The organism is Aeromonas sp. A600620, assembly GCF_029479985.1.
GTDB classification, from domain to species: domain Bacteria; phylum Pseudomonadota; class Gammaproteobacteria; order Enterobacterales; family Aeromonadaceae; genus Aeromonas; species Aeromonas veronii_A.
Map to the genome: position 1 here is coordinate 23672 of NZ_JAAKXB010000001.1, position 20550 is coordinate 44221.

General features: G+C 57.3%; 25 protein-coding genes. 13 read left to right on the forward strand and 12 right to left on the reverse strand.

Annotated elements, in window-relative coordinates:
* The first annotated feature begins 135 nt into the window (after positions 1-135).
* Positions 136-345: a cold-shock protein gene (locus tag G5533_RS00085; RefSeq protein WP_005302803.1), complete on the forward strand. Its 210-nt coding sequence runs from the start codon at positions 136-138 to the stop codon at positions 343-345.
* Between the two features lie 90 nt (positions 346-435).
* Positions 436-741 carry a hypothetical protein gene (locus G5533_RS00090; RefSeq protein WP_421254859.1) on the forward strand — a complete coding sequence of 102 codons (306 nt, stop codon included), beginning with the start codon at positions 436-438 and terminating at the stop codon, positions 739-741.
* On the opposite strand, the gene G5533_RS00095 is transcribed toward G5533_RS00090, so the two are convergent.
* Together G5533_RS00095 and G5533_RS00100 are read right to left on the reverse strand one after the other, a co-directional pair.
* The gene (locus G5533_RS00095; protein WP_005334209.1) at positions 728-976 is read right to left on the reverse strand and encodes a TIGR02647 family protein; all 249 of its coding nucleotides are present in this window, start codon (positions 974-976) and stop codon (positions 728-730) included. The two genes, G5533_RS00090 and G5533_RS00095, sit on opposite strands and share 14 nt — an antisense overlap.
* 73 nt (positions 977-1049) lie before the next feature.
* Positions 1050-1223, reverse strand: a complete 174-nt coding sequence (locus G5533_RS00100; protein WP_227340851.1) for a hypothetical protein — start codon at positions 1221-1223, stop codon at positions 1050-1052.
* Here G5533_RS00100 and G5533_RS00105 point away from each other — a divergent pair.
* Positions 1222-1776 (forward strand): hypothetical protein, encoded by a 555-nt coding sequence (locus G5533_RS00105; RefSeq protein ID WP_227340850.1) that lies wholly within the window; start codon positions 1222-1224, stop codon positions 1774-1776. The genes G5533_RS00100 and G5533_RS00105 overlap by 2 nt on opposite strands.
* 156 nt (positions 1777-1932) lie before the next feature.
* Positions 1933-2325: a DUF2750 domain-containing protein gene (locus G5533_RS00110; protein WP_227340849.1), complete on the forward strand. Its 393-nt coding sequence runs from the start codon at positions 1933-1935 to the stop codon at positions 2323-2325.
* A 94-nt stretch (positions 2326-2419) separates the two neighbouring features.
* On the opposite strand, the gene G5533_RS00115 is transcribed toward G5533_RS00110, so the two are convergent.
* From G5533_RS00115 to G5533_RS00135, 5 genes are all read right to left on the reverse strand, one after another.
* Positions 2420-4270, reverse strand: a complete 1851-nt coding sequence (locus G5533_RS00115; protein ID WP_216979081.1) for an extracellular solute-binding protein — start codon at positions 4268-4270, stop codon at positions 2420-2422.
* Between the two features lie 129 nt (positions 4271-4399).
* A complete protein-coding gene (locus G5533_RS00120) occupies positions 4400-5293 on the reverse strand; it encodes an EamA family transporter (RefSeq protein WP_441254252.1) in 894 nt (297 codons plus the stop codon).
* Between the two features lie 126 nt (positions 5294-5419).
* The gene (locus G5533_RS00125) at positions 5420-6166 is read right to left on the reverse strand and encodes a DeoR family transcriptional regulator (protein WP_441254253.1); all 747 of its coding nucleotides are present in this window, start codon (positions 6164-6166) and stop codon (positions 5420-5422) included.
* A gap of 93 nt (positions 6167-6259) precedes the next feature.
* Positions 6260-8692, reverse strand: a complete 2433-nt coding sequence (locus tag G5533_RS00130) for a formate C-acetyltransferase/glycerol dehydratase family glycyl radical enzyme (protein WP_441254254.1) — start codon at positions 8690-8692, stop codon at positions 6260-6262.
* Between the two features lie 4 nt (positions 8693-8696).
* The gene (locus G5533_RS00135; RefSeq protein WP_441254255.1) at positions 8697-9593 is read right to left on the reverse strand and encodes a glycyl-radical enzyme activating protein; all 897 of its coding nucleotides are present in this window, start codon (positions 9591-9593) and stop codon (positions 8697-8699) included.
* A gap of 128 nt (positions 9594-9721) precedes the next feature.
* Here G5533_RS00135 and fsa point away from each other — a divergent pair, with 128 nt between their 5' ends.
* Together fsa and G5533_RS00145 are read left to right on the forward strand one after the other, a co-directional pair.
* Entirely contained in the window at positions 9722-10375 is a 654-nt protein-coding gene (fsa, locus tag G5533_RS00140) for a fructose-6-phosphate aldolase (protein WP_441254256.1), read from the forward strand.
* A 125-nt stretch (positions 10376-10500) separates the two neighbouring features.
* The gene (locus G5533_RS00145) at positions 10501-10680 is read left to right on the forward strand and encodes a hypothetical protein (protein ID WP_216954119.1); all 180 of its coding nucleotides are present in this window, start codon (positions 10501-10503) and stop codon (positions 10678-10680) included.
* An 8-nt stretch (positions 10681-10688) separates the two neighbouring features.
* On the opposite strand, the gene G5533_RS00150 is transcribed toward G5533_RS00145, so the two are convergent.
* The gene (locus G5533_RS00150; RefSeq protein ID WP_421235711.1) at positions 10689-11888 is read right to left on the reverse strand and encodes an HD-GYP domain-containing protein; all 1200 of its coding nucleotides are present in this window, start codon (positions 11886-11888) and stop codon (positions 10689-10691) included.
* A gap of 168 nt (positions 11889-12056) precedes the next feature.
* On the opposite strand from G5533_RS00150, the gene rsuA reads away from it, so the two are divergent.
* Positions 12057-12749: a 16S rRNA pseudouridine(516) synthase RsuA gene (rsuA, locus tag G5533_RS00155; protein WP_421208144.1), complete on the forward strand. Its 693-nt coding sequence runs from the start codon at positions 12057-12059 to the stop codon at positions 12747-12749.
* Positions 12750-12768: 19 nt separating this feature from the next.
* On the opposite strand, the gene G5533_RS00160 is transcribed toward rsuA, so the two are convergent.
* The gene (locus tag G5533_RS00160) at positions 12769-13668 is read right to left on the reverse strand and encodes a DMT family transporter (RefSeq protein WP_421208145.1); all 900 of its coding nucleotides are present in this window, start codon (positions 13666-13668) and stop codon (positions 12769-12771) included.
* A 157-nt stretch (positions 13669-13825) separates the two neighbouring features.
* Here G5533_RS00160 and G5533_RS00165 point away from each other — a divergent pair, with 157 nt between their 5' ends.
* Both G5533_RS00165 and yfcE read left to right on the forward strand, forming a co-directional pair.
* On the forward strand, positions 13826-15463 hold the full coding sequence (locus G5533_RS00165) for a peptide ABC transporter substrate-binding protein (protein ID WP_421235709.1): 1638 nt from the start codon (positions 13826-13828) through the stop codon (positions 15461-15463).
* A gap of 10 nt (positions 15464-15473) precedes the next feature.
* Entirely contained in the window at positions 15474-16016 is a 543-nt protein-coding gene (gene yfcE / locus G5533_RS00170) for a phosphodiesterase (protein WP_441254257.1), read from the forward strand.
* 36 nt (positions 16017-16052) lie between these two features.
* Here the strand turns inward: yfcE and G5533_RS00175 are convergent, their stop codons facing one another.
* From G5533_RS00175 to flgA, 3 genes are all read right to left on the reverse strand, one after another.
* Entirely contained in the window at positions 16053-16469 is a 417-nt protein-coding gene (locus G5533_RS00175; RefSeq protein ID WP_040066163.1) for a flagella synthesis protein FlgN, read from the reverse strand.
* Positions 16466-16786, reverse strand: coding sequence for a flagellar biosynthesis anti-sigma factor FlgM (gene flgM, locus G5533_RS00180; RefSeq protein ID WP_005344518.1), 321 nt, complete (start codon positions 16784-16786; stop codon positions 16466-16468). Before flgM ends, G5533_RS00175 begins: the two co-directional genes overlap by 4 nt.
* A 93-nt stretch (positions 16787-16879) precedes the next feature.
* Complete coding sequence (gene flgA, locus G5533_RS00185; RefSeq protein ID WP_421204980.1) at positions 16880-17563, reverse strand: flagellar basal body P-ring formation chaperone FlgA; 684 nt, start codon at positions 17561-17563, stop codon at positions 16880-16882.
* A 144-nt stretch (positions 17564-17707) separates the two neighbouring features.
* On the opposite strand from flgA, the gene G5533_RS00190 reads away from it, so the two are divergent.
* The 4 genes from G5533_RS00190 (at position 17708) to flgC (ending at position 20543) form a co-directional block, all read left to right on the forward strand.
* Positions 17708-18619: a chemotaxis protein CheV gene (locus G5533_RS00190; RefSeq protein WP_005344523.1), complete on the forward strand. Its 912-nt coding sequence runs from the start codon at positions 17708-17710 to the stop codon at positions 18617-18619.
* Between the two features lie 19 nt (positions 18620-18638).
* Entirely contained in the window at positions 18639-19463 is an 825-nt protein-coding gene (locus tag G5533_RS00195) for a CheR family methyltransferase (protein ID WP_005344525.1), read from the forward strand.
* Between the two features lie 262 nt (positions 19464-19725).
* Positions 19726-20124 (forward strand): flagellar basal body rod protein FlgB, encoded by a 399-nt coding sequence (gene flgB, locus G5533_RS00200; protein WP_005344526.1) that lies wholly within the window; start codon positions 19726-19728, stop codon positions 20122-20124.
* Positions 20124-20543 (forward strand): flagellar basal body rod protein FlgC, encoded by a 420-nt coding sequence (gene flgC, locus G5533_RS00205; RefSeq protein ID WP_005344527.1) that lies wholly within the window; start codon positions 20124-20126, stop codon positions 20541-20543. The genes flgB and flgC overlap by 1 nt, the downstream gene beginning before the upstream one ends.
* Positions 20544-20550 lie beyond the last annotated feature (7 nt).

The following is a 20550-nucleotide window of genomic DNA, read 5'->3' on the forward strand; positions in this document are numbered from 1 at the left end:
GCTTGAAAGGGCGATAGTTATGTCAATGAATACGATGTTTCACATCTTGTCCTGTTGTTCATAAGTTAATCCCGTTTTTTGAGCTTTACCCGCTGAAAAGCATAAGTAATTATTTTGAATACAGGTTTAAAAGATATGTCTAACATGATCACCGGTACCGTTAAGTTTTTCAACGAAACCAAAGGTTTTGGCTTCATCCAGCAAGAAAACGGCCCGGACGTTTTCGTTCACTTCAGCGCCATTCAAGGTAACGGTTTCCGTACCCTGGCTGAAGGTCAGCGCGTACAGTTCTCTGTGACCCAAGGTCAGAAAGGCCCGCAGGCTGAGAACGTAACCGCTCTGTAATTCTTACAGAATTTAAGAAAGCCGTGGTACCTCTGGTGCCACGGCTTTTTGTTTATCTGGCTTCTGCTACTGACTCCCATGTGCTGAATCATGCTGTTATCGCTCCTGCTTGCTGCCACCTTGACTCTGACGTCCGATGCGCCGGTACCGGTTCAATCCGCGATGGAAGCGCAGGTGATCTGCCAGCAATTCGTCCAGGTCCGGATGGGCACTGCACAGCAACCCGATGAGCTGAATGCGCGACTGGTGCCTGAAAGGGAGGGGGAGTGGCTGGTGGATGGCAAAGTAAAAGGACCCGAAGGTCCTTTGCTGTTTGCCTGTCATCTTCACCAAGGGGAGCGCTGGGAGCTACTCAACTTTTCGCTCTGGGCACCACAGCCGGTCAAAGCGGTTTGAGTGCAACCAGCAGATGTTGCAGGTGTTCAACCATGGTCATGCCAAACGGGGTGAGATAGCCGCCATCTTCTGCGCTGATGAGCCCCTGTTGGTGCAGACGGGCTGCCGCCTGGCACAACTCTTCAGACATATCGCTGCGTAATTTAATCCCTAGGCTCATGTTGGCCGGATCAAAGCATGCCAGTATTTTCAAATCGTTCACGAATTCGTTAGAAACCTGGTCGATCCCAATCATGGATTTACTCCTTACGCTAAAGATGTATGCAAACTAGCATCCCCGGATCCACTTTAGTGGGCGCTGGCTCAAATTATTGATCTTTGGCTGGATGCTGCGTTTCAAATGCTGTTTTTTTCGGCGTAATCAGATGGTTGGCTGACAGCTTCGCCAAGGGCCGAGCCGGACCAAACGTGGTAGGATAGGGGAATTCTTTATATCGGACGGTCCATTGGCGGCTGTTCGCCCAGTCCAAGGTATTGCTCATGGTCAAGATCACGCTGGTATCCCTGCTGCATTCACACACCGCCACTTTCCCTGTTTACCCAGTCTCCTTGCTGACCTCCTTGTTGGAGGGCCATGAGGGAGAGGTGTGGCTACCTGCCCGCAAGGGGGGCGACATTACCCATCTTCGCAAACATGCTAAAGGGGCTCGCGCCCGCGAGCTGGCAAATCTCGATGCCGGTTGGTGCGATTTTATATCTGGTCAGGAAGGGGCGACTGCGGAGCTGGATGCGCTGGCCAACTACGACACCGAGATGATGGACAACTTGCAGATGTACTGGCATAGCGCGGGCAAGATCAACAGCCCGATCACAGATAATTTGTTCGAACTTCGTCGCGAAGTGGTGGATGAGGCCCATGGCGAAAAGCTTGCCGCTCTCTGGGAGCAACAACAACAGCAGCGATTTGAGCAGTTGATGAAAAGTGCGGCTGACGGTCGGGATCAACTCTGTTTCGTCGAAGTAGAGTCTGCCTACTGGCTGCGACAGAAGTTGAGCGAGCAACCTGATGTAGAGCTGATCACCCCGACCTTTTAATCCGGTCTGGAAGGTGGGTGAAACGTTTTATTCGCCGCCCTGCTCTATCCTTATGAGCGTTGCTGTTTCCCCGACGGGAGTCAGGAGGCGGCAAGCTGGACAAGCTGACCACAAGATGTGAACATGGCGCCCTTTATCGAGAGAGAGACTTGGCCAATGAGCTATGAACTGAGCGACACCGAGCGCAATGCCGCGCTGCAACTGAACGCTGACTACCGTTACGATCACTTCATCAGCAAGCTGGTCGAGCATGAAGAGCTGTTCGTCCTGACTGACGAGCATGGCGTCATGATGCTGACCACCGACGATGAAGATTGCATCCCGGTATGGCCGCACCCGGAGTACGCCAAGGCGTGGGCCGAAGGCGAGTGGGCCGATTGCAAACCACAGTCCATCACCCTCAAGGTGTGGCTGGAGCGGTGGATTGACGGCATGGAGCAGGACGAGCTGTGTGTTGCCGTGTTCCCGACCCCGGATCAGGAAGGCATCGTACTGGAGCCGGCTGACGTGGCTGACGCCATTGCCGAGAAGCAGGCCAAACGCGGCTGATCACCGAGCTATTCGCAACACCGGTTGCCAACAAAGACCCCGCTATCTGGCGGGGTCTTTGTTTTAGGTCTGTTTGCCAAACGAGTTGTGGCTATCAGGGCTGGCGATAGGTGGTGTCGATGATGGGCTCGGCCGGGAAAGTCTTGCCACTCTTGATGGCTGCCCTGGTCTCGGATTTTAGCTCTTCATCGATCCACAGCAGACCGCCATAGCTGTAACCGCTGTTGTCGCCACCGAGTGGCCAATAGAGCTGCTCGCTCTTGGGCGTTGCTGGTACTTTTGGCAGTTTGATCCAGCGCCATGCCCCTTCCCGGGTGTAGGGCACCTGATACGCAGGCACGAAGCTGGCCAGCTCATAGAGCCGCTGCTGGATCTGCCGTGACAGGGCCGCTTTTTTGGCAAAGTCGAACTCCTTGTCATACTGCTCCACCAAGGCTGTGATGGCGTCGTCATCGATGTTCATGATGTTGTTGGTCTGGGGCTTGTTGGCGTTGACCTTGTGGAAGAACTCCCAATAGGCGGGATAGCGGCTACCCGCCCAGGCCATCCAGGCGCTCTGGTGCTTTTTCTCCAGCATCGATTTGAAACCGGCCGATGCATCCATCAGGTTGAGCTCCAGATTAAGCCCCGCCTTTTTGGCCTCTTCCCGCAGCAGTGTGAGCCGCTGGGCGTGCTCTGCGGTGGTGTAGGTGATGGCGAGGGTCAGTGACTGCCCCTTGTCGTTTTGAAAAATCCCCTGCGGCCCCACTTTGTTAAAGCCTGCCTTGGAAAAGTATTCCCGTGCCAGTTTGGGAGCGAACGGACGGGCCTTGATCTCGCTGTTGGTAAACTCCCCCTGACCTGAGCCATAGCTGTTGAGGCGTTGGTAATCCCCCCGCAGCAGGGTAGCGAGCATTCTGTCGAAATTGAGGGCATGCTGGATGCCGAGGCGAACATCGAGATTGCGCAGCAGCGGATCGGCGGTGTTGAGATAGAGCCCCATCGGCGGTTGCGGGGTCTGGTTGTAGAACCAGCGCCGCTCGATATACCCCTTCTCGAACTCGGCGGTGTTGGTCTTGTCGTGCCACCAGTTGGGGATCACCAGCGGGAAGCTGTCGAGATCGCCGCGCAGGAAGTGCTGCCAGGCGATGTTCAGATCCCTGAGCACCTTGATCTCGATCCGCGCAGGATTGAAGCGATGCTGGAAGTAGCGCTCGTCATCCCCCCACCAGTTTTCAATCCGCTTGAAGGTGACCGATTTGCCCTTTTTCACCTGATCGATCTGATAGGGACCGGTGACCGGCAACACCTTCCAGTTGTACTCCTTGACCCAGTTGGCGGTGAGCTTGATGGCATGGCTCGGCTCCGGGCTGATGGGCAGCGATTCGAGCAGATCCTGGCGGCTCTTTTCGGTGCCGCTGGTGATGGCCAGGGTGTGATCATCAAACTTGGTGATGTCTGCTATCTGGGTGCTGTAGTAGTTGTTGTACCAGGGGTCGTTGATCTCCTTGCTGCGCATCATCTTGAGGGTAAAGAGCCAGTCATCGGCGGTGACCGGCTGGCCGTCTGACCAGCGTGCCTTGGGATTGATGCGAAAATAGAGGGTCTTGTTGTCGGCGCCGAAGGCCCACTCGTTTGCCAGCATTGGCATGGGGTTGCCGGTGACGGGATGAGTGCTCAGCAGTGGCAGGTTGGTTTCCCGCACGTAACCGGCAAAGCCGCCGTTGGAGTCGGGGCCATATTTGCGCAGGGTCAGGGGGAAGCTGGTCATAAAGGTGCGAAAGGTGCCGCCGCGTTTGGCGGCCGGATCGGCATAGAGAGGGTCCTGGTTGTTGCTCTCCCACTTCAAGTCAGCGGGCAGTGTGGCACTCCAGCCAAACGGGCTCCAGCACAGGGTCAGGGTGATGGCGGTGGCGCGAATGATAGGGGGGAGGCGGCGCCCCCCGGCGGTGATGGTCGATGGCATGTCCTTACTCTCCTGAAGTCTGCTTCCTGCAGATCACACACTGGTGATGTCAGTCCCGATGGGGACTGGCTCATCATGAAAATTTTATCCTGTCAGGTCAATGAAATAGCGTAAATGGGCAGGCGCTCATCATGTCGCTCTCTGTGGTTTGAACCAGCGCAGTCGGCTACCCAGCAGATGGACCACAAAGCCGAGCAGCACCAGAGCTGAGCCCAGCCACTGCAAGGGTGTTGGATGTTCATCGAGCAGCAGCGCTGCCGTGACCATGCCGACACAGGGGATCAGCAGGGAGAGCGGTGCCACCTGCGCCACCGGATAGTGCATCAGCAGTCGTCCCCACAGGCCGTAACCCAGCCAGGTCGCGACATACGAGAGATAGAGCACGCACAGCAATCCCTGCCAGCTGAAGTCGCGCAGGCTGCTGGCCATCAGCTCCGGCCCTTCGAACAGCCAGGAGAGGGCGAAAAATGGCAGGATGGGCACCAGACCGCCCCAGGCGATCAGGCTCGGCAGCGTGGTCTGGTAGCGCAGACCAATCTGGCGATTGATGACGTTGCCAAGGCCCCAACAGGCGGCGGCACACAGCGTCAGGATAAACCCGAGCAAGGTCAGGTTGCCTTCACCGTGAGTGGCGATGAGATAGAGGCCGAATCCCGCCAAGGGCAGCGCCACCCAGTGGTGGGATTGCCAGCGCTCCCCCAGCCAGATCATTGCAAAAAGCAGGGTGAACACCACCTGGGATTGCAGCACCAGCGAGGCCATACCTGCGGGCATGCCGAATTTCATGGCACTGAACAAAAATGCGAATTGACCGAGGCTGATGGCGCCGCCATAGGCCAGCAGCCAGCGCCAGGGCATGGCGGGTTTGGGTACCAGCAAGATGGCGGGGAAGACCACGCCGATAAAGCGCAGCGCACCCAGCAGCAGTGGGGGGATCCCCTCCAGCCCCCACTTGATGGCCACGAAGTTAAGCCCCCAGCAGAGGATGACCAGAGCGGCCAGAAACTTGTCTTTGGTGTGCATGCGGTGTCCTTCGGTCTGTGGCCTCTGCCATGAGAGGCCAAAAGAGGACGAGCATACCCCCGCCAGGGTGGGCGCCGTCAAGCCGACCGGCGGGGGAGCAACCCGGCAACGGGGGCCAGGTGCGATTCAGGCAGAGACGCAGTGCACTGTGATGCCGCGTGCGGCCAGGGTGGCCCGCATGGGGGCGGGCAGGGCATCGTCGGTAACCAGCACGTTGATCTGGCCCGGCGCGCCAAGCTGGCTCGGGTGGATGGCGCCAAATTTGCTGCTGTCGGTGATCACCACATTGGTCATCCCCTTGGCCAGCACGCTGTTGACCACGTCGGCCCGCATCATGTCGCGGCCGGTAAAGCCCATCTCGGGATGAAAACCGTCGACCCCGATAAAGGCCTTGGAGAAGTGCACCTGCTCGATGCAGAGGCGCGTGAGCGGCCCCACCACGCTCTCGCTCTGATGCTGGAACAGCCCGCCGAGCAGCACCACCTGAGCCGGGGTATCTTTGAGCAGATGGGCGATATAGCTGCTGATGGTGATGATGGTGACCCGTTTGTGCAGGGCCAGATGGCGCGCCAGCAGGGCGTTGGCGCTGCCCCCCTCGATAAAGACCGTCTCGCCATCCTCCACCAGCTGGGCGGCCCGCTCGGCGAGGCGCTCCTTGAGCAGGTAGTTGATATTCATTCGGGCATCTTGGTCGTCGCTCTCCAGCGCCATGGCCGAGCCGTGCACCCGCTTGAGCAGCCCCTGCTTTTCGAGAGAGGTCAGGTCGTTGCGCACCGTCACCTCCGAGACCCCGGTACGTTGGGATAGCTCGCTCACGCTCATCTTGCGGGCCTGATGGACCAGAGTGAGGATCAGTTGGTGGCGTGGGTTCATTGGACCTCGCTGGTTGACAGTGGATAGCGGCAAGCCACCCCGCGGGTGGCTTGCCGGTCATATAAGGGGCACAGCTGCCCCTGGTGGGGCCCGTCAGAGACTGTGCTCGGTGCGGGCGATGATATCATCTTGCGCATCCGGGGATAAGGCGGTGAAGAAGGCTGAATAGCCCGCCACCCGTACCACCAGATCCCGGTATTGATCCGGATTGGCCTTGGCTGCCAGCAGGGTTTCCCGCGAGACGATGTTGTACTGCACGTGCCACCCCTTGTGCACCTCGAAGAAGGTGCGCAGCAGACTCATCAGCTTGGCCTTGTCCCGCTCGCTCTCGAGGCTGGCCGGGCTCAGCTTCTGGTTGAGCAGCACCCCGCCGAGAATGGCCGCCGTGGGCAGCTTGCCGATGGAGTTGAATACCGCTGTCGGGCCGAGACGATCCGAACCCGACGAGGGGCTGGCCCCTTCTGCCAGCGGCGTGCGGGCATGTCGACCATCCGGGGTGGCCATGGTGGCGGCACCGAACGGCACGTTGGCGGAGATGGAGGAGGTGCCGGCATAGTAGGTACCGCCGATGGGGCCACGGCCGAAGCGGGTGTTGTGCAGCTCCTTGAGCTCGTCGATGTAGCTCTGGTAGGCCTGCACCAGCAGCAGGTCAACCTCGTCCAGATCGTTGCCATATTTGGGGGCTGCATTGGTGAGGCGCTGGCGCAGCTGCTCCCCCTCCAGTCCTGAAAAATCTTGCTCGAGTGCTTCGGCCAGCTCTTGCTGATCCACTATCCCCTGTTCGAACACCAGTTTCTTCAGGGCAGCCAGACTGTTGCCGAGGTTGGCGATCCCCACCTGCAGACCTGAGACCCAGTCATAGACGGCGCCCCCCTCCTTGATGGTCTTGCCGCGCTCGATGCAGTCATCCACCAGGGCGCTGCAGAGGATGTCATGGGCTTGGGCCTCCAGCACGCTGTCGACCACGCAGTCGATCTCGATGGATTTGCGGGTGAAGTAGCGCACCTGCTCATCCCAGCGGGCCATCACCTCGTCAAAGTTGCCAAAGCTCCCTTCCCGCAGTGACTGGGGTTGGGGCAGGAATACCTTGCCGGTGGTGGCATCGCGGCCACCATCGAGGGAGGCCAGCAGGATACGGGCGAAGTTGATAAAGCTCATGCCGGTGCAGCGGTAACCCCACTTGCCGGGCACGGCGGTCTCGATGCAGCCGATGGCGGCGTAATGGTGGGCATCCTCCACGCTTACCCCGAGCTTGATGAACTCGGGGATCACCACTTCGTCGTTGTTGAAGGCGGGCATGCCGAAGCCGCAGCGGATCACCTGAATGCAGGCATCGAGGAAATCCTCGCTCATCCCGGCGTGGTAGCGTACCGAGAGGTTGGGCTGGGTGGATCTCAGCTGGCCGCAGGACTCCAGAATCGCGTAGGAGAGGCCGTTGACCGCGTCATGGGCCGCGCCATCGCGCCAGTTCTGGCCGCCAATGGTGACGTTCTGATAGAGGGGGCTGCCGGCAGAGGCCTTGGAGTGGGTGCCGGAGCGGATCTTGTTCACCTCCAGCAGTTTCAGCCAGCACCCTTGCAGCATCTCGATGGCGCGGGGGCGTGACAGGGATTCTGACAGCTCCACCTCGCGGCGATACCAAGGATAGAGGTACTGATCCATCCGGCCAAACGACACCGAGTGACCGTTGGATTCGATCTGCAGGATGAGCTGGATAAAGTAGCAGAGCTGTAGCGCCTGCCAGAAGGTCTCGGGGGGCTGGTGGGCGATGTGGGCGCAGTTGAGCGCGATGGTCTCAAGCTCGTTTCGGCGCTCGGGGCGAGATTCTTGTGCTGCCATATCATGGGCAAGTGCGGCGTAGCGCGAGATGTGAGCGCTGACAGCATCCAGAGTGATGGCGACGGCGTGCAGGAACTGCTCGCGCTGCAGATCGGCCCAATCCGCCAAATCCAGCCGACTGCGCCGCTCGGCCACCTTGGCCTTGAAGCCATCGAGACCCAGAGTGAGCAGCTCCTCGTAGTTGACCGCGAGGTGGGCATCCCCCGAGGTCATGTTGCCCTCCGCCTTGATGATGCCGCTCTCCAGCAGCGCTTTCTGCTCGTCGGTAAACAGGCCGAAGCAGCGGTCCTGCACCGTCTGGCCGCGCCAGAAGGGGGTGAGGGTGTGGATGATCGCCTTGTCGGTTTCGCTGACCGCAAAACCGGCGCCGGGGCGGTCGGCCAGTTCGTCGATCTCCTTCTCAATCCAGCTCACCGTGTACTCAGGAAACAGTGGCGCCGCCCGCACCTGACTGGCCTGATTGCCGACGATCAGCTCGTCGTGCTTGATCCAGATGGTGCGCTCCTTGAGGTGATGAGCCAGCGCCAGGGCGCGGCGCACCGGCAGCGGCCGGGCGAGATGAGCCTGATAGGCCTCGGTGTAGTGGCGGGCACGCTCGGTGCAGACCGGTGGCTGAACGATGTGGATCAGGCTCTCTTTGTGGGCGCGGATCCGCGGGCTGAGGGTATTGAGGTCGAGCTGGGTCATGATCTTATCCTCTGGTCACAGGGGTCAGCCCCTGACGTTGGGCGTATGCGTGGGCAAAGTGGAGTAAATCGGGGTCGTCGAGCGGTGTCTCCGGCGACTGATAGGGCAGATCCAGCAGGGCATATTTGCCCACGCCTAAGGTGTGGTAGGGGAGGAAGTGGATCTCCTGCACCGTGCCGAGACTGGCTGCGGTGTCGGTGATAGCTTCGATCGATGCACGGTCGGCATTGAAGCCGGGAATGAGCGGCACCCGGATCTGCATCGGCACGCCGTGCTCGGCGAGGCGTTTGAGGTTCGCGATGGGCAGCTCCACCTTGCCGCGGGTCCAGTGGAAGAAACGTTCTTTATCCACGTGTTTGAGGTCCGCCAGCAGCAGATCCAGTGAGGGAAGGCTTTGCTCAATCTGGTGCCAGGGCACATGCAGGCAGCTCTCGACCGCGGTGTGCAGCCCTTCGGCCTTGCAGCGGGCCAGCAGGTTGGCAGCAAATTCGGGCTGCATAAACGGTTCGCCACCTGAGAGGGTGACGCCACCGCCGCTGCGCTCGAAGAAGGGGCGATCCCGCAAGATGGTGTCCATCAGGGTATCCAGGGTTTCATCGCGGCCGCACACCTGCAGCGCTTCGCTTGGGCAGAGGCCGCGCAGCCGTTCCATATCATCGGCCTTGAGGGCAGAACGGCTGAGCTGGATGCCCTCGCTGTCACGCAAGATTGCCGGACAAGCCTGGCTGCAGAGCTGGCATCCCTCGATGCACTGGCGCCGGTCGAGTAGTATGTCCGGCTTGGGAGAGCGGCTTTCCGGGTTTTGACACCAGCGACAGGCCAGCGAGCACCCCTTGAGAAACACCAGGGTGCGAATGCCGGGGCCATCGTGAGTTGAATATCGTTGCAGGTCGAAAATCATACCGCCTCCTTTTGTATTTGCATTCTATTTGCTTTCATTCGAAAGTTGATTTGATTTCGATCAAGCTGTTTGCAGATGTTTTCTCGCTAGAATGGCGACATATTGAACATCCCGTTAAGGAGTTAGAGATGGAGCTGTATCTCGATACCGCCGATGTGGCGGCAGTGCGTCGCTGGTCACGGATCCTGCCGTTGGCCGGTGTCACCACCAATCCTTCCATTACCGCCGCCGGGGGATTGCCGCTCTGTGAGCTGCTGCCCGCCTTGCGCGATGTGCTGGGGCCCAAGGCGCGCCTGTTTGCCCAGGTGATGGCCAAAACCGAAACCGAGATGGTGCGCGAGGCGTTCGCTCTGCGTGAGCTGGACCCGGATCTGGTGATCAAAATCCCGGTATGCGCAGAGGGGCTGGCGGCCATCAAGAGCCTGACCGCCAACGGTGTGCCGACTTTGGGCACCGCTGTCTATACCCCGCTGCAGGGCTGGCTGGCGGCGGTGGCGGGGGCAGAATATGTCGCGCCCTACGTTAACCGGCTGGATGCCCAAGGGGGCGATGGCATCGCCACCGTGCAGGAGTTGCAACAGCTGCTTGCGCTGCACGCGCCGAACAGCAAGGTGCTGGCGGCATCGTTCCGTACCCCGCGCCAGGCGCTCGACTGCCTGCTGGCGGGTTGCCGGTCCATCACTCTGCCGCTCGATGTGGCGGAGCAGCTGATGAACGTGCCAGCGGTGGATGCGGCGCTGGTGAAGTTCGATCAGGATTGGCAGCGCGCTTTCGGTCGCTGATTGCCTGATTGCAGTGACAGATGGGGGAGGGTGAGGAGACGCAGGAGGGGATTGGGATTGACCGACTAGACTTGTAATAGGCAGTCAGATGCGCTGGCTGCCTTGCGATCTACCGGAGGTATCCCATGAGCGACCATCTGCTGCTCCCCCATGGTGAAGATCTGCGACGTGCGGTGCGCTGGCTCAGTGAGCACCACCAGTACGATATCGCCGCCATCGAAGAGGCCAGCCTGCGTTTCGATCTCTCGCCGTTGGATGAGGAGTTTCTGATCCGGCACTGGCTCGATAGCCAGCGCCAGTCGTGAGGACAGAGTTAGAAGAAGTTGGTGAGGTTGATGCCAAACTCTTTGGGGTCGACCGTGCACTCGATGCTCTCCTTCACACTCGATCTGGCCAGATCCAGCCACTGCACATCGAGGTAGTGGCGCTGGGAAGCGTGATAGATCACCTTGACCACCGGCTTGAGCGGCTGCTGCTCGTTGCGCTGCATCACGATGGCCAACCGCTGGTTTGAAAGCTGTACCAGCGTTCCCACCGGATAGACCCCCATGCACTTGATGAACTTGGTGACCAGTTCGGCATCGAAGTGCTGGTTGACTCCCTTTAGCAGAATGCGAAAGGCCTGGGTGGGTTGCATGCCAGCCTTGTAGACTCTGTCGGCAGTTACTGCGTCATAGACATCGACAATACCGCTCATGCGGGTATAGAGGGAGAGTTCATCCCCTTTGAGCCTTAGTGGGTAGCCAGTACCATCGAGCCGCTCGTGGTGGTTGGCGGCTACTTCCAGCATGGTTGGGGTGATGCCGGGGGTATTGCGGAGAATGTCGTAGCTATGCACCACATGCTGGCGCATGATGGCAAACTCCTCATCGGTCAGCTTGCCCGGTTTGTTGAGCACCTCGTCCGGCGTCATGATCTTGCCCACGTCGTGCAACAGCCCTCCCAGAGTCAACTCCTTGAGCACGCTGCGCTCCAGTCCCAGATAGCGGCCGAAGTTGGCCAGCAGGATGGCCACGTTCATGGAGTGCTCCATCAGATAGGCATCCTTGGCACGAATACGGGCCAGGCAGAGCATGGCATCGCCATGGGTGAACATGGTGTCCACCATCTCCTCGGCGACTTCGGCGAGCGGGGTGATGTTGATGGGTTCACCCGCCTTGAGCTGACGAATGAACTTGCCTTGCAGCTCGCGCGCCTCCTGATAGAGGCGGCGGATCTTCAGCTCCTGCCCTTCGCCGTTGGCCCCGACCCGGCGTCCTGCCTGAGCACTGTTGGCATTGAGGTCAGGGGAGGTGATGGCGTCACTCTCGGTACTGCCCAGCTTGCTGCGGGCCAGATCGATGCGTACCGTGAGCACCCCCTGACGCACCAGATTGGCAATTTGCGCCACACTGGTCACCATGCCCATCCGGGCAATCTCCATCCCACCTGTCTGGCTGGCGATAGCAATGACATACATGCCGGGTTTCAGCTGGTTGACGGGAATGACGGGGTAGGATGCTTGAGACTTCATGAGGGCTTCCTGACTCTTATTATTATGAGTATCGTGCGGATGGATTGCACCCGAGAAGTGTAACATCGGATGACCAGTTCGTCATAATTGGCAACCCCTTAACAGTGGCGTTGTCGCCCCCGCCCGATATAATGACGCCCCTTTACTTGTTGGACTCCGAGGTTGTGAATGCGGCTTGATAAATTTCTGTGCGATTGTTCCGATTTGACCCGCTCGCTGGCAGGCAAACTGATCCGTCAGGGTGAGGTCATGGTGGATGGCATTGTGGTCAAGCAGCCTGCCTTTCATATCAATGAGCAGAGCCAGATCGAGTTTGACGGCGTGCTGCTGACGCTGGAGCAGCGCAACCGTTATTTCATGCTGCACAAACCGGAAGGGTATGTCTGCTCCAACGAGGATCCGGATCACCCGACCGTTTTCTTCCTGATGGATGAGCCGGCGATGGGCAAGCTGCACGTGGTGGGGCGCCTTGACCTCGATACCACCGGACTGGTGTTGGTGACCGACGATGGTCAATGGTCCCATCGCATCACCTCGCCGCGTCGCGAATGTGCCAAAACCTATCACGTCTGGCTGGCCGACCCGGTGAGCCCGGATGCAATCGAGTTGTTCGCCGAAGGGGTCTACCTGCGCAACGAGACCGATAAAACCCGTCCAGCCCAGCTGGAAATTCTCGGTGAGTGCGAGGCCAGGCTGACAATTCACGAAGGCAAGTACCATCAGGTCAAGCGGATGTTTGCCTCCATCGGTAACAAGGTCGTTGGCTTGCATCGCGAGCGGATTGGCGGCCTGACGCTGGATGAGACGCTTGCTCTCGGTGAATACCGTGAGCTGACCGTTGACGAGATCGCCCTGTTCTGATCAAGCTTGTTGCCGGGTGTCAGTGAGTACTGAAACCCAGCACCAATGCCGTACCCAGGGTGGCAATCAGTGCCCCCACCCAGGCGGCAATGGATGGCCGCTCCCCCGAGTGCCACCACAACAGTGGCAGCAGCAGTACCGGCGTGGTGGAGGAGAGAATGGCCACCATGCCAACCTCGCCCTGCCGTAACGCAATCAGGATCAGCGTCATGCCTAGCGTCATCGCCAGGAAGCCATTAGCGATGATCATAGCTAGGACCCTACGGTTGATAGGGTTTAACGGACGTGCGATAGGCATTCCTGCCAGTCGCAAGCTGCAGTGTGCCAGCAACGCGGTGGCCATTCTGACCCCGGACGCGCTGACGGCATCGACATTGCCGCTCATCATCACAGGTTTGGCGATGATCACACCGAGACTCTGGCAAAGCGCAGCGGTGAGACCCAGCGTGATGCCTATTCCCAGGCCGCCACGGATCTGCTCCCACTCGTTATTGTTGCTGCGCCTGCCAAACAGGATCGCCAGCATCACGCCGACAAAAACCAGCAAGGCACCCAGCAAGCGCCATCCGGTCAGTGGCTCATTAAACAACCAGAGCCCCAGCATGGCTGAGAAGAGGGCATGACAGGAGAAGAGCAGGCCGCTGCGTCTTGGGCCCATCCTGTTCATGCAGGCATAGAGCGCCGTATCACCAATAAAAATGCCGATAAGTCCGGAGAGGGCGAGCAGTGGAAGTGTGCCGGCGGTGAGGGTTTGCCAGCCGCCGCTGAGCAGGCTGATGCTGCCGAGCATCAGGCTGACCAGAAACATGCGCCAGCGGCTGTAGGCAAATGCGCCGAGATGACGGGCCGGTTTGACCGAAATCAGCGCTGCAATTGCCCATAAACTGGCCGAGGCGAGGGCCAGCCACTCATAACCCATAAAAACTCCTGAAAAAAATCTCCCGAAAGACTCCATCTCCCGGGCAAGCCCGATACAATACGGGGCGTTTTCGGGGATAACAAGCGCGGCATCAGGCATTCATAAGGCGAGCCGTCGGCCTTCCCCCTCCTGCAGTAGTTTTATTCGAGGTTTTGTCATGAGGTCTGGTTTCTTCCCCACGCTGGCGCGACGCTGGCTCCCCCCCCTATTGCTTGCCGCGCTGGCCGTTCCACAGGCTCATGCAACAGCCGTTGTACAGCAGCCTCCTGTGGCCGACCGGCAGATGTTGGTCAAAGGCAATGGTGCCGAACCGGAATCCCTTGACCCGGCACTGGTGCGCTCCGGTTTTCCGGGGGAAGCCGTGTTGGTCGATCTTTTTGAAGGGCTGGTCAGTGAGGATGGCCAGGGGCATATCGTCCCGGCTCAGGCTCAGCGCTGGGAGGTCAGTGAAGATGGGCTGGAGTGGCGATTTTTCCTGCGCCCCCAACTGAAGTGGTCCAATGGCGAGCCGCTGGTGGCCGCTGATTTCGTCTATGCCTGGCGCCGTCTGCTCGATCCGGCCATCAACTCCCCTTCTGCCGGATTGCTGTTGGCCATGGGGATCAACAATGCGCAATCCATCTATGCCGGCGCACTGGAGCTCGACAATCTTGGCATTGAGGCGCAAAGCGATCAGATCCTGAAAGTCACCCTGGAGCGGCCGGTTCCTTATTTTTTGCAGTTAATAAGTCAGCGTCCCTTTGTACCGGTCAATCGGCAGGTGATAGCCCAGTTTGGCAAACAGTGGACCGAGCCCGGCAAGCTGGTGAGCAATGGGGCGTATCGTTTGGCTAGTTGGGTGCCTAACGAGAGACTCGAAGCCGAACGCAATATCCACTACTGGGACGATCGCCACACTCGCATCGGGCGAGTCACCTACCTGCCTATCACCTCGCAACATGCGGAGCGGTTGCGTTATGAGGCCGGTGAAATCCAGCTGACCAACAAGGTCTCCCTCGGCTATTACCAGAAGATGAAGCGCGGATCCCCGGAGCGGCTCTGGGGCTTGCCGCTGTTTGGTACCTATCTCTATGCATTCAATTTGAAACGCCCGGAACTGCAGGATGTGCGGGTGCGTCAGGCGCTCTCCATGGCGGTTGATCGACTGCAGCTCATTGAATCGGTGAGCGGGCAGGGTGAACAGGCGGCATGGTCGCTGTTGCCGGAGATGCCAGGTTACCCCCGGGTGGTATTGCCTGTCGCGCTTGAAGATATGCCGACCCGTCAGGCCAAAGCGGCTGCACTGCTGTCAGCGGCCGGGTATAACAGCGCTAATCCACTCAAGCTGAGCATTACCTACAACAGTGCCGACACCCACAAGCAGATGGCAATGGCCATTGCTGCCATGTGGCAGAAGCTGGGGGTACAGGTCACCCTCAACAGTCTGGAGTGGGGCGCCTATCAGGTGGCCAAGGATAGCGGTGATTTCCAGGTGGCCAGAAGTTTCCTGTTTGGCGATTACGTGGAGCCGTCAGCCATATTGGGCAGCTTCCGTTGTCAGGATCTGCGCAACGAGAGCGGCTACTGCAATCCCGATTTTGATCTGCTGCTGGAGCAGGCTGCCAATACGCTGGACAGTGCGAGTCGGGTTGAATTGTACCGGCATGCCGAACAGTTGCTGCTTGAAGAGGCGCCGATCCTCCCCGTGTATCATTACAATCAGATGAGACTGGTTGACCCCACCCTGCGGGGACTGCCCTGCCAGAATTTGAAAGGGACGATTGCCACCAAGGATCTCTATTTCAGCCCGCAGTGAGGAGCATTTCATGAAACTTGCCATCATTTCCGACATCCACGGCAGCATCATTGCGCTGGAGCGGGTGTTGACCCGACTTGACTCCTGGCAGCCGGATCACTATCTGCTGCTCGGCGATCTGCTCAACCATGGCCCGCGTAATCCTCTGCCGGAAGGGTATAACCCGGCGGCAGTGGCTGACAGGCTCAACGAGCTTGCGCCACAGATCATCGCGGTGCGGGGCAATTGCGATTCCGAAGTGGATCAGATGCTGTTGCGCTTTCCCATCACCGCCCCCTACAACCAGTTGCTGATCGATGAGCGGCGCTGGTTTGTCAGCCACGGTCATCTTTATCGCCCGGACGAGGTACAGCTACCGGCGGGTAGTCTGTTCCTGAGCGGCCACACCCATGTACCTGTGCTGGAGTGGCAGGGGGAACGGATATTGATGAACCCGGGGTCAATCGGTTTCCCGCGCGGCGAGCTGCCAGCCAGTTATGGAAGCTATGAGGATGGGGTACTGCGCGTCAACGCGTGTGAGGATGGGCGGGAGTTGTTGCGCCTCGCGCTTTAAAACGGAGAGCAAAAATGCAAGGCCTGATAAGAGATGTCAGGCCTTGATACCGTAGGAGCGGGTGCCAGAGCGAGTATTGCCTTTGGCGTCATAGGTCAGGCTGTTGCGATCACGCAACTGACTCAGAAAGGTTGCCAGACGACGGTTGGAGACGATGCTCAATTCAAGCAAGCGACCGTTGATATCATTTTGTGCCTGGCAGGCATCCAGTTTTGCACGAAGCTGCGCCATCTCGTCGGGATAGGCTGCCAGCTGCAGTGCCAGTTCCGGCATCTCTGCCAGTGTCTTGTCCAGAGTTTCTATCGCAGCAAGCAACTGCTGTTTGCGCTCGGTCAGTGCAGGCAGGGCCAGTGCCTGATGCTGCTCGAGCAAGCTGAACTCCTCTTCCAGAATGCCTTGCATCTGGCTGAGGTAATCATCTTGGGTGTGCAGTAACGAAGGTAAGTCCATCATCCCAGAACTTTGTCCAGATTGGCCTCGAAACTGAACATCTTCTTGGCTACAGCGTCGCTGTTAACCTGATATTCGCCACTCGCGACGGCTTTTTTCAGTCGTTCAACCTTGCTCTCGTTGCCGGTTGAGGCGGTATTGAGGTTCTGTTGCATTTTTTGCAATTGTTGCGCCTCACTGGTCAAGGAGACGGAGTCCAGCTTGACAGTGGTCGCTTTGTTTTCGGGCGATGAGGTGACTGACTTGCTGCCTGTCCCTTGGCTATTAGCGGTATTTTGCAACCGATTATTCGCCAAGTTGTTGATATTGTTGATGGCCATTTTAGTTACCTTCGTCTGCTTTAAGGTTTGCTTACCTGTTTATCGGTGCGGCAGCTCAAAACTTTAGAAAAAAAATTGTTCAGGCTCCGGATATCAAAAAGTGACCGATGCGGCACCGACTGCTGTGACTTTACCTTCCACCGTTTTGCCGGAGCGAATATTGACGAGTTTGATGATCTCTCCGAAACTGCCATCTTGCAAGGCTCGGGCCATGGTTTTGATCTGGAAGTTGCTGTTTTCGGCTGTCAGGGTGACCTGATCCCCTTTACATATCACGCAAACCTGGCTCAAGCGGATGGGCTGTCCCGGTTTGATCTCCCGCTTGCTGCGTACCCCAATCAGAGGGGCCGGGTTGGTCAGATAGTCACCACGGATCAGGGTTTGATCCTGAAACGCCACTACCAGCTTGCTTTCATTCAGCAGATCCCCTTTGGTAATGGGGTCGGTGACAGTAACAAAGGGTTTTTGAATACTGACCCTTACCGGTAAGTAGACATCCCAGGGTTTTTCTTCCTCACACTTCATGTAAACAGTTGTATTACGACGAATTTCCATTTTTGCTGGCAAGCTGATGGTCAACAGATCATCGCAACGGGTTAGCGGGAGTCTCTCATCAAGGGTCGCGGCAGTGACCTCTGCTCTGGCATCCAGCGGCAGATCGAGTTGACCATAAACGAACTCTTGTGCCTGCTCTCTCAGATAGGTTGTGACATCCGAGGCATGGCTCGAGGATATGCTGCCAAAAAAGAGGCTGATGAGTAAAAGTCGGTTAATCATTTTCGCTCGTCGGTCGATAAGTTGTTCACGCATATCACCATATTTAACTATGATTGCTTCAGAATCTGTTTGTTGTCACATCGATAGTCTGACGCAATCCATCACGCATGCATGATTAATGCCAAGCGTTTTTAGGGAGTGTTTATGGCCAGTATCCTGGACTCGGTCAACCAACGTACCCAGCTAGTGGGGCAAAACCGGCTGGAATTGTTGTTGTTTCGTCTCAATGGACGTCAAAGATTTGGCATCAACGTATTCAAAGTGCGTGAAGTGTTGCAGTGCCCCCCCTTGACCGTGATGCCCAAGTTGAACTCCTGTATTCGCGGAGTGGCTCATATTCGTGGCCAGACTATCTCGGTCATCGATCTCAGCATGGCAATGGGCAAGCGCCCCATTGAAGATTTGAGCAAGTGCTTCATTATCATCTCCGAGTACAACCGCTCCATTCAGGGTTTTTTGGTGCACTCGGTCGAGCGCATCATCAATATGAACTGGGAATCTATCCTTCCTCCCCCCAAGGGGGCTGGTCGCATCAACTATATGACGGCGGTTACCGAGGTTGATGGCGAGTTGGTCGAGATCCTCGACGTTGAACGTATTCTCAACGAAATATCTCCGGTTTCTACTGAGGTCAGCCAGGAGCTGGTGGAGGCCAGTGTCGAGCATCCGACCTTGGGACGTCCCGTATTGGTTGCTGACGACTCTTCGGTTGCGCGCAAACAGGTACAGCGTGCGCTGGAGGCGATCGGAGTTGAATGCGTGCTGGCAAAAGATGGCCGCGAAGCATTGAACATGCTGCTGGAGATGACCAAAAATGGCCCTATCAAGGATCAGATTGCGCTGGTGATTTCCGATATCGAAATGCCCGAGATGGATGGCTATACATTCACTGCCGAGATCCGGAATAATCCCAATCTCAAAGATTTGCATGTTATTCTGCATACCTCGCTCAGTGGTGTATTTAACCAGGCTATGGTGCAAAAAGTTGGTGCAAACAACTTTATTGCCAAGTTCCAGCCTGATGAATTGGCCAAAGCCGTACAAAACGCACTCTAATTTAAAGAAGAACAGCTGCATGAAGACACTTTCGGATGACTTATACAAACAGTTCAGCAACTTTCTTGCGGTTCAGAGCGGGATCGTGCTGGGTGATAACAAACAGTATCTGGTGAAGAGCCGTCTTTCACCTTTGATGGCACAGTTTGGCATCGAGAGTCTGTCTGAACTGGTCACCCGTGCAATGAGTGTACGAGAGCGTGACCTGAAAATGGCGGTTGTTGATGCGATGACCACTAACGAGACCCTCTGGTTTCGTGATACATATCCGTTCCAGCTGCTGACCGACAAGATTTTTCCTGAATTGGGCAAAAGTGGTCGCCCTGTCAAGATTTGGTCTGCTGCCTCATCTTCGGGACAGGAGCCATATTCTATCGCCATGACGGCGCTGGAGCAGCAGATGAAGAAGCCGGGTACCTTGCCCGGTGGAGTGCAGATTGTCGGGACAGACATATCGACTACCATGCTGAATCAGTGCAAGGAAGGGGTATATGACAGTCTGGCTTTGGCACGCGGATTGTCGCCAGAGCGCAAGAAGATGTTTTTTGAGCCCTATGGTGACAACAAAATGCGGGTGGTAGAGCGAGTCAGAAAATTGACCACCTTCCGGCCGCTCAATCTGCTGGAGAGTTATAGTCTGCTCGGTAAATTTGACATCATTTTTTGCCGTAACGTGCTTATCTACTTTGCACCGGAAGTGAAGTCAAAAATCCTCAACCAGTTTGCATCCAGCCTCAATCCTGGTGGATACCTGATGCTGGGAGCGTCGGAATCGCTGGCGGGTTTGACTGACCGATTCGAGATGATTCGGTGCAATCCCGGAATTGTTTACAAGGTCAAATAACGTTGCAGCCCATGGTATTCAATGAGTTGTGATTGGTGACATTGTTTATAAGAGAAGGAGGCACAGTGCCTCCTTCTCTCTTTATGGCTCCATTCTTATAGCTCCATTCGTGATGGCATTGCGCCATGTTCCTATCTATCGCGCAGCAGATCCTTGCACTCCGTCTAAAGGCTTTCATAGCTAGGCTCGACAACCTGGCAACATTTTGAAAATCGTCTGGCACATCTCTTGCAAGCAAAATATACCAAGCAGGAGGTGTGCTATGGCTTTTTCATTCGACAAGGCATTTGGTATCCATCAATACACGCTGGGTGTTCGCGCCAAGCGTGCCGAGGTGTTGTCCAGCAATATTGCCAATGCGGACACGCCAGGTTTTAAAGCAAGGGATATCAACTTTGCACAGGCATTGCAGGATGCCCAGCATAAACAGGGTTTTGGCCTGGTAACAACCAGTGAAAAGCACTTTGCCTTGAATATGGATGCCCCCGGTACTGTTCAATACCGCAATCCGTTGCAGCCTGATACGGGTGATGGCAACACGGTGGATGTGCAGCAGGAGCGGAGCGAGTTCTTGCGCAACAGTCTGGAGTACCAAACCTCCCTGGAATTTATGAATCGCAAGATCAGTGGCCTGCTTAAAGCCCTGAAAGGAGAGCAGTGATGAGTTTGTTCAAGGTCTTTGATATTGCCGGCTCGGCCATGAGTGCGCAGTCCGTGCGTCTCAATACGGTTGCCAGCAATATGGCCAACGCGGACAGCGTAAGCTCCAGCGTGGAAAACACTTACCACGCAAGGCGGCCAATTTTTGCCGCTCAGCTCGATCAGGCCATGTCAGATAAGCAGGGATCGGTCGGCGTTGAGGTGAAGGGCATTGTCGAGAGCAAGGCTCCACTGCTCAAGGAGTACAACCCTAACCACCCGATGGCGGACAAGGATGGCTTTATCTTCAAACCGAACGTCAACATGGTTGAAGAGATGGCTGACATGATCAATGCCTCGCGCAGCTACCAGACCAATGTACAGGTTGCAGATTCGGCCAAGAAGATGCTGCAGCAGACGCTCCAGCTTGGCAAATCCTGATAGGAGG

Coding starts and splice junctions, on each gene's coding strand:
- G5533_RS00085 (WP_005302803.1), top strand. CDS start 136: ATGTCTAACATGATCACCGGTACCGTTAAGTTTTTCAACGAAACCAAA.
- G5533_RS00090 (WP_421254859.1), top strand. CDS start 436: ATGCTGTTATCGCTCCTGCTTGCTGCCACCTTGACTCTGACGTCCGAT.
- G5533_RS00095 (WP_005334209.1), bottom strand. CDS start 976: ATGATTGGGATCGACCAGGTTTCTAACGAATTCGTGAACGATTTGAAA.
- G5533_RS00105 (WP_227340850.1), top strand. CDS start 1,222: ATGGTCAAGATCACGCTGGTATCCCTGCTGCATTCACACACCGCCACT.
- G5533_RS00100 (WP_227340851.1), bottom strand. CDS start 1,223: ATGAGCAATACCTTGGACTGGGCGAACAGCCGCCAATGGACCGTCCGA.
- G5533_RS00110 (WP_227340849.1), top strand. CDS start 1,933: ATGAGCTATGAACTGAGCGACACCGAGCGCAATGCCGCGCTGCAACTG.
- G5533_RS00115 (WP_216979081.1), bottom strand. CDS start 4,270: ATGCCATCGACCATCACCGCCGGGGGGCGCCGCCTCCCCCCTATCATT.
- G5533_RS00120 (WP_441254252.1), bottom strand. CDS start 5,293: ATGCACACCAAAGACAAGTTTCTGGCCGCTCTGGTCATCCTCTGCTGG.
- G5533_RS00125 (WP_441254253.1), bottom strand. CDS start 6,166: ATGAACCCACGCCACCAACTGATCCTCACTCTGGTCCATCAGGCCCGC.
- G5533_RS00130 (WP_441254254.1), bottom strand. CDS start 8,692: ATGACCCAGCTCGACCTCAATACCCTCAGCCCGCGGATCCGCGCCCAC.
- G5533_RS00135 (WP_441254255.1), bottom strand. CDS start 9,593: ATGATTTTCGACCTGCAACGATATTCAACTCACGATGGCCCCGGCATT.
- fsa (WP_441254256.1), top strand. CDS start 9,722: ATGGAGCTGTATCTCGATACCGCCGATGTGGCGGCAGTGCGTCGCTGG.
- G5533_RS00145 (WP_216954119.1), top strand. CDS start 10,501: ATGAGCGACCATCTGCTGCTCCCCCATGGTGAAGATCTGCGACGTGCG.
- G5533_RS00150 (WP_421235711.1), bottom strand. CDS start 11,888: ATGAAGTCTCAAGCATCCTACCCCGTCATTCCCGTCAACCAGCTGAAA.
- rsuA (WP_421208144.1), top strand. CDS start 12,057: ATGCGGCTTGATAAATTTCTGTGCGATTGTTCCGATTTGACCCGCTCG.
- G5533_RS00160 (WP_421208145.1), bottom strand. CDS start 13,668: ATGGGTTATGAGTGGCTGGCCCTCGCCTCGGCCAGTTTATGGGCAATT.
- G5533_RS00165 (WP_421235709.1), top strand. CDS start 13,826: ATGAGGTCTGGTTTCTTCCCCACGCTGGCGCGACGCTGGCTCCCCCCC.
- yfcE (WP_441254257.1), top strand. CDS start 15,474: ATGAAACTTGCCATCATTTCCGACATCCACGGCAGCATCATTGCGCTG.
- G5533_RS00175 (WP_040066163.1), bottom strand. CDS start 16,469: ATGATGGACTTACCTTCGTTACTGCACACCCAAGATGATTACCTCAGC.
- flgM (WP_005344518.1), bottom strand. CDS start 16,786: ATGGCCATCAACAATATCAACAACTTGGCGAATAATCGGTTGCAAAAT.
- flgA (WP_421204980.1), bottom strand. CDS start 17,563: ATGATTAACCGACTTTTACTCATCAGCCTCTTTTTTGGCAGCATATCC.
- G5533_RS00190 (WP_005344523.1), top strand. CDS start 17,708: ATGGCCAGTATCCTGGACTCGGTCAACCAACGTACCCAGCTAGTGGGG.
- G5533_RS00195 (WP_005344525.1), top strand. CDS start 18,639: ATGAAGACACTTTCGGATGACTTATACAAACAGTTCAGCAACTTTCTT.
- flgB (WP_005344526.1), top strand. CDS start 19,726: ATGGCTTTTTCATTCGACAAGGCATTTGGTATCCATCAATACACGCTG.
- flgC (WP_005344527.1), top strand. CDS start 20,124: ATGAGTTTGTTCAAGGTCTTTGATATTGCCGGCTCGGCCATGAGTGCG.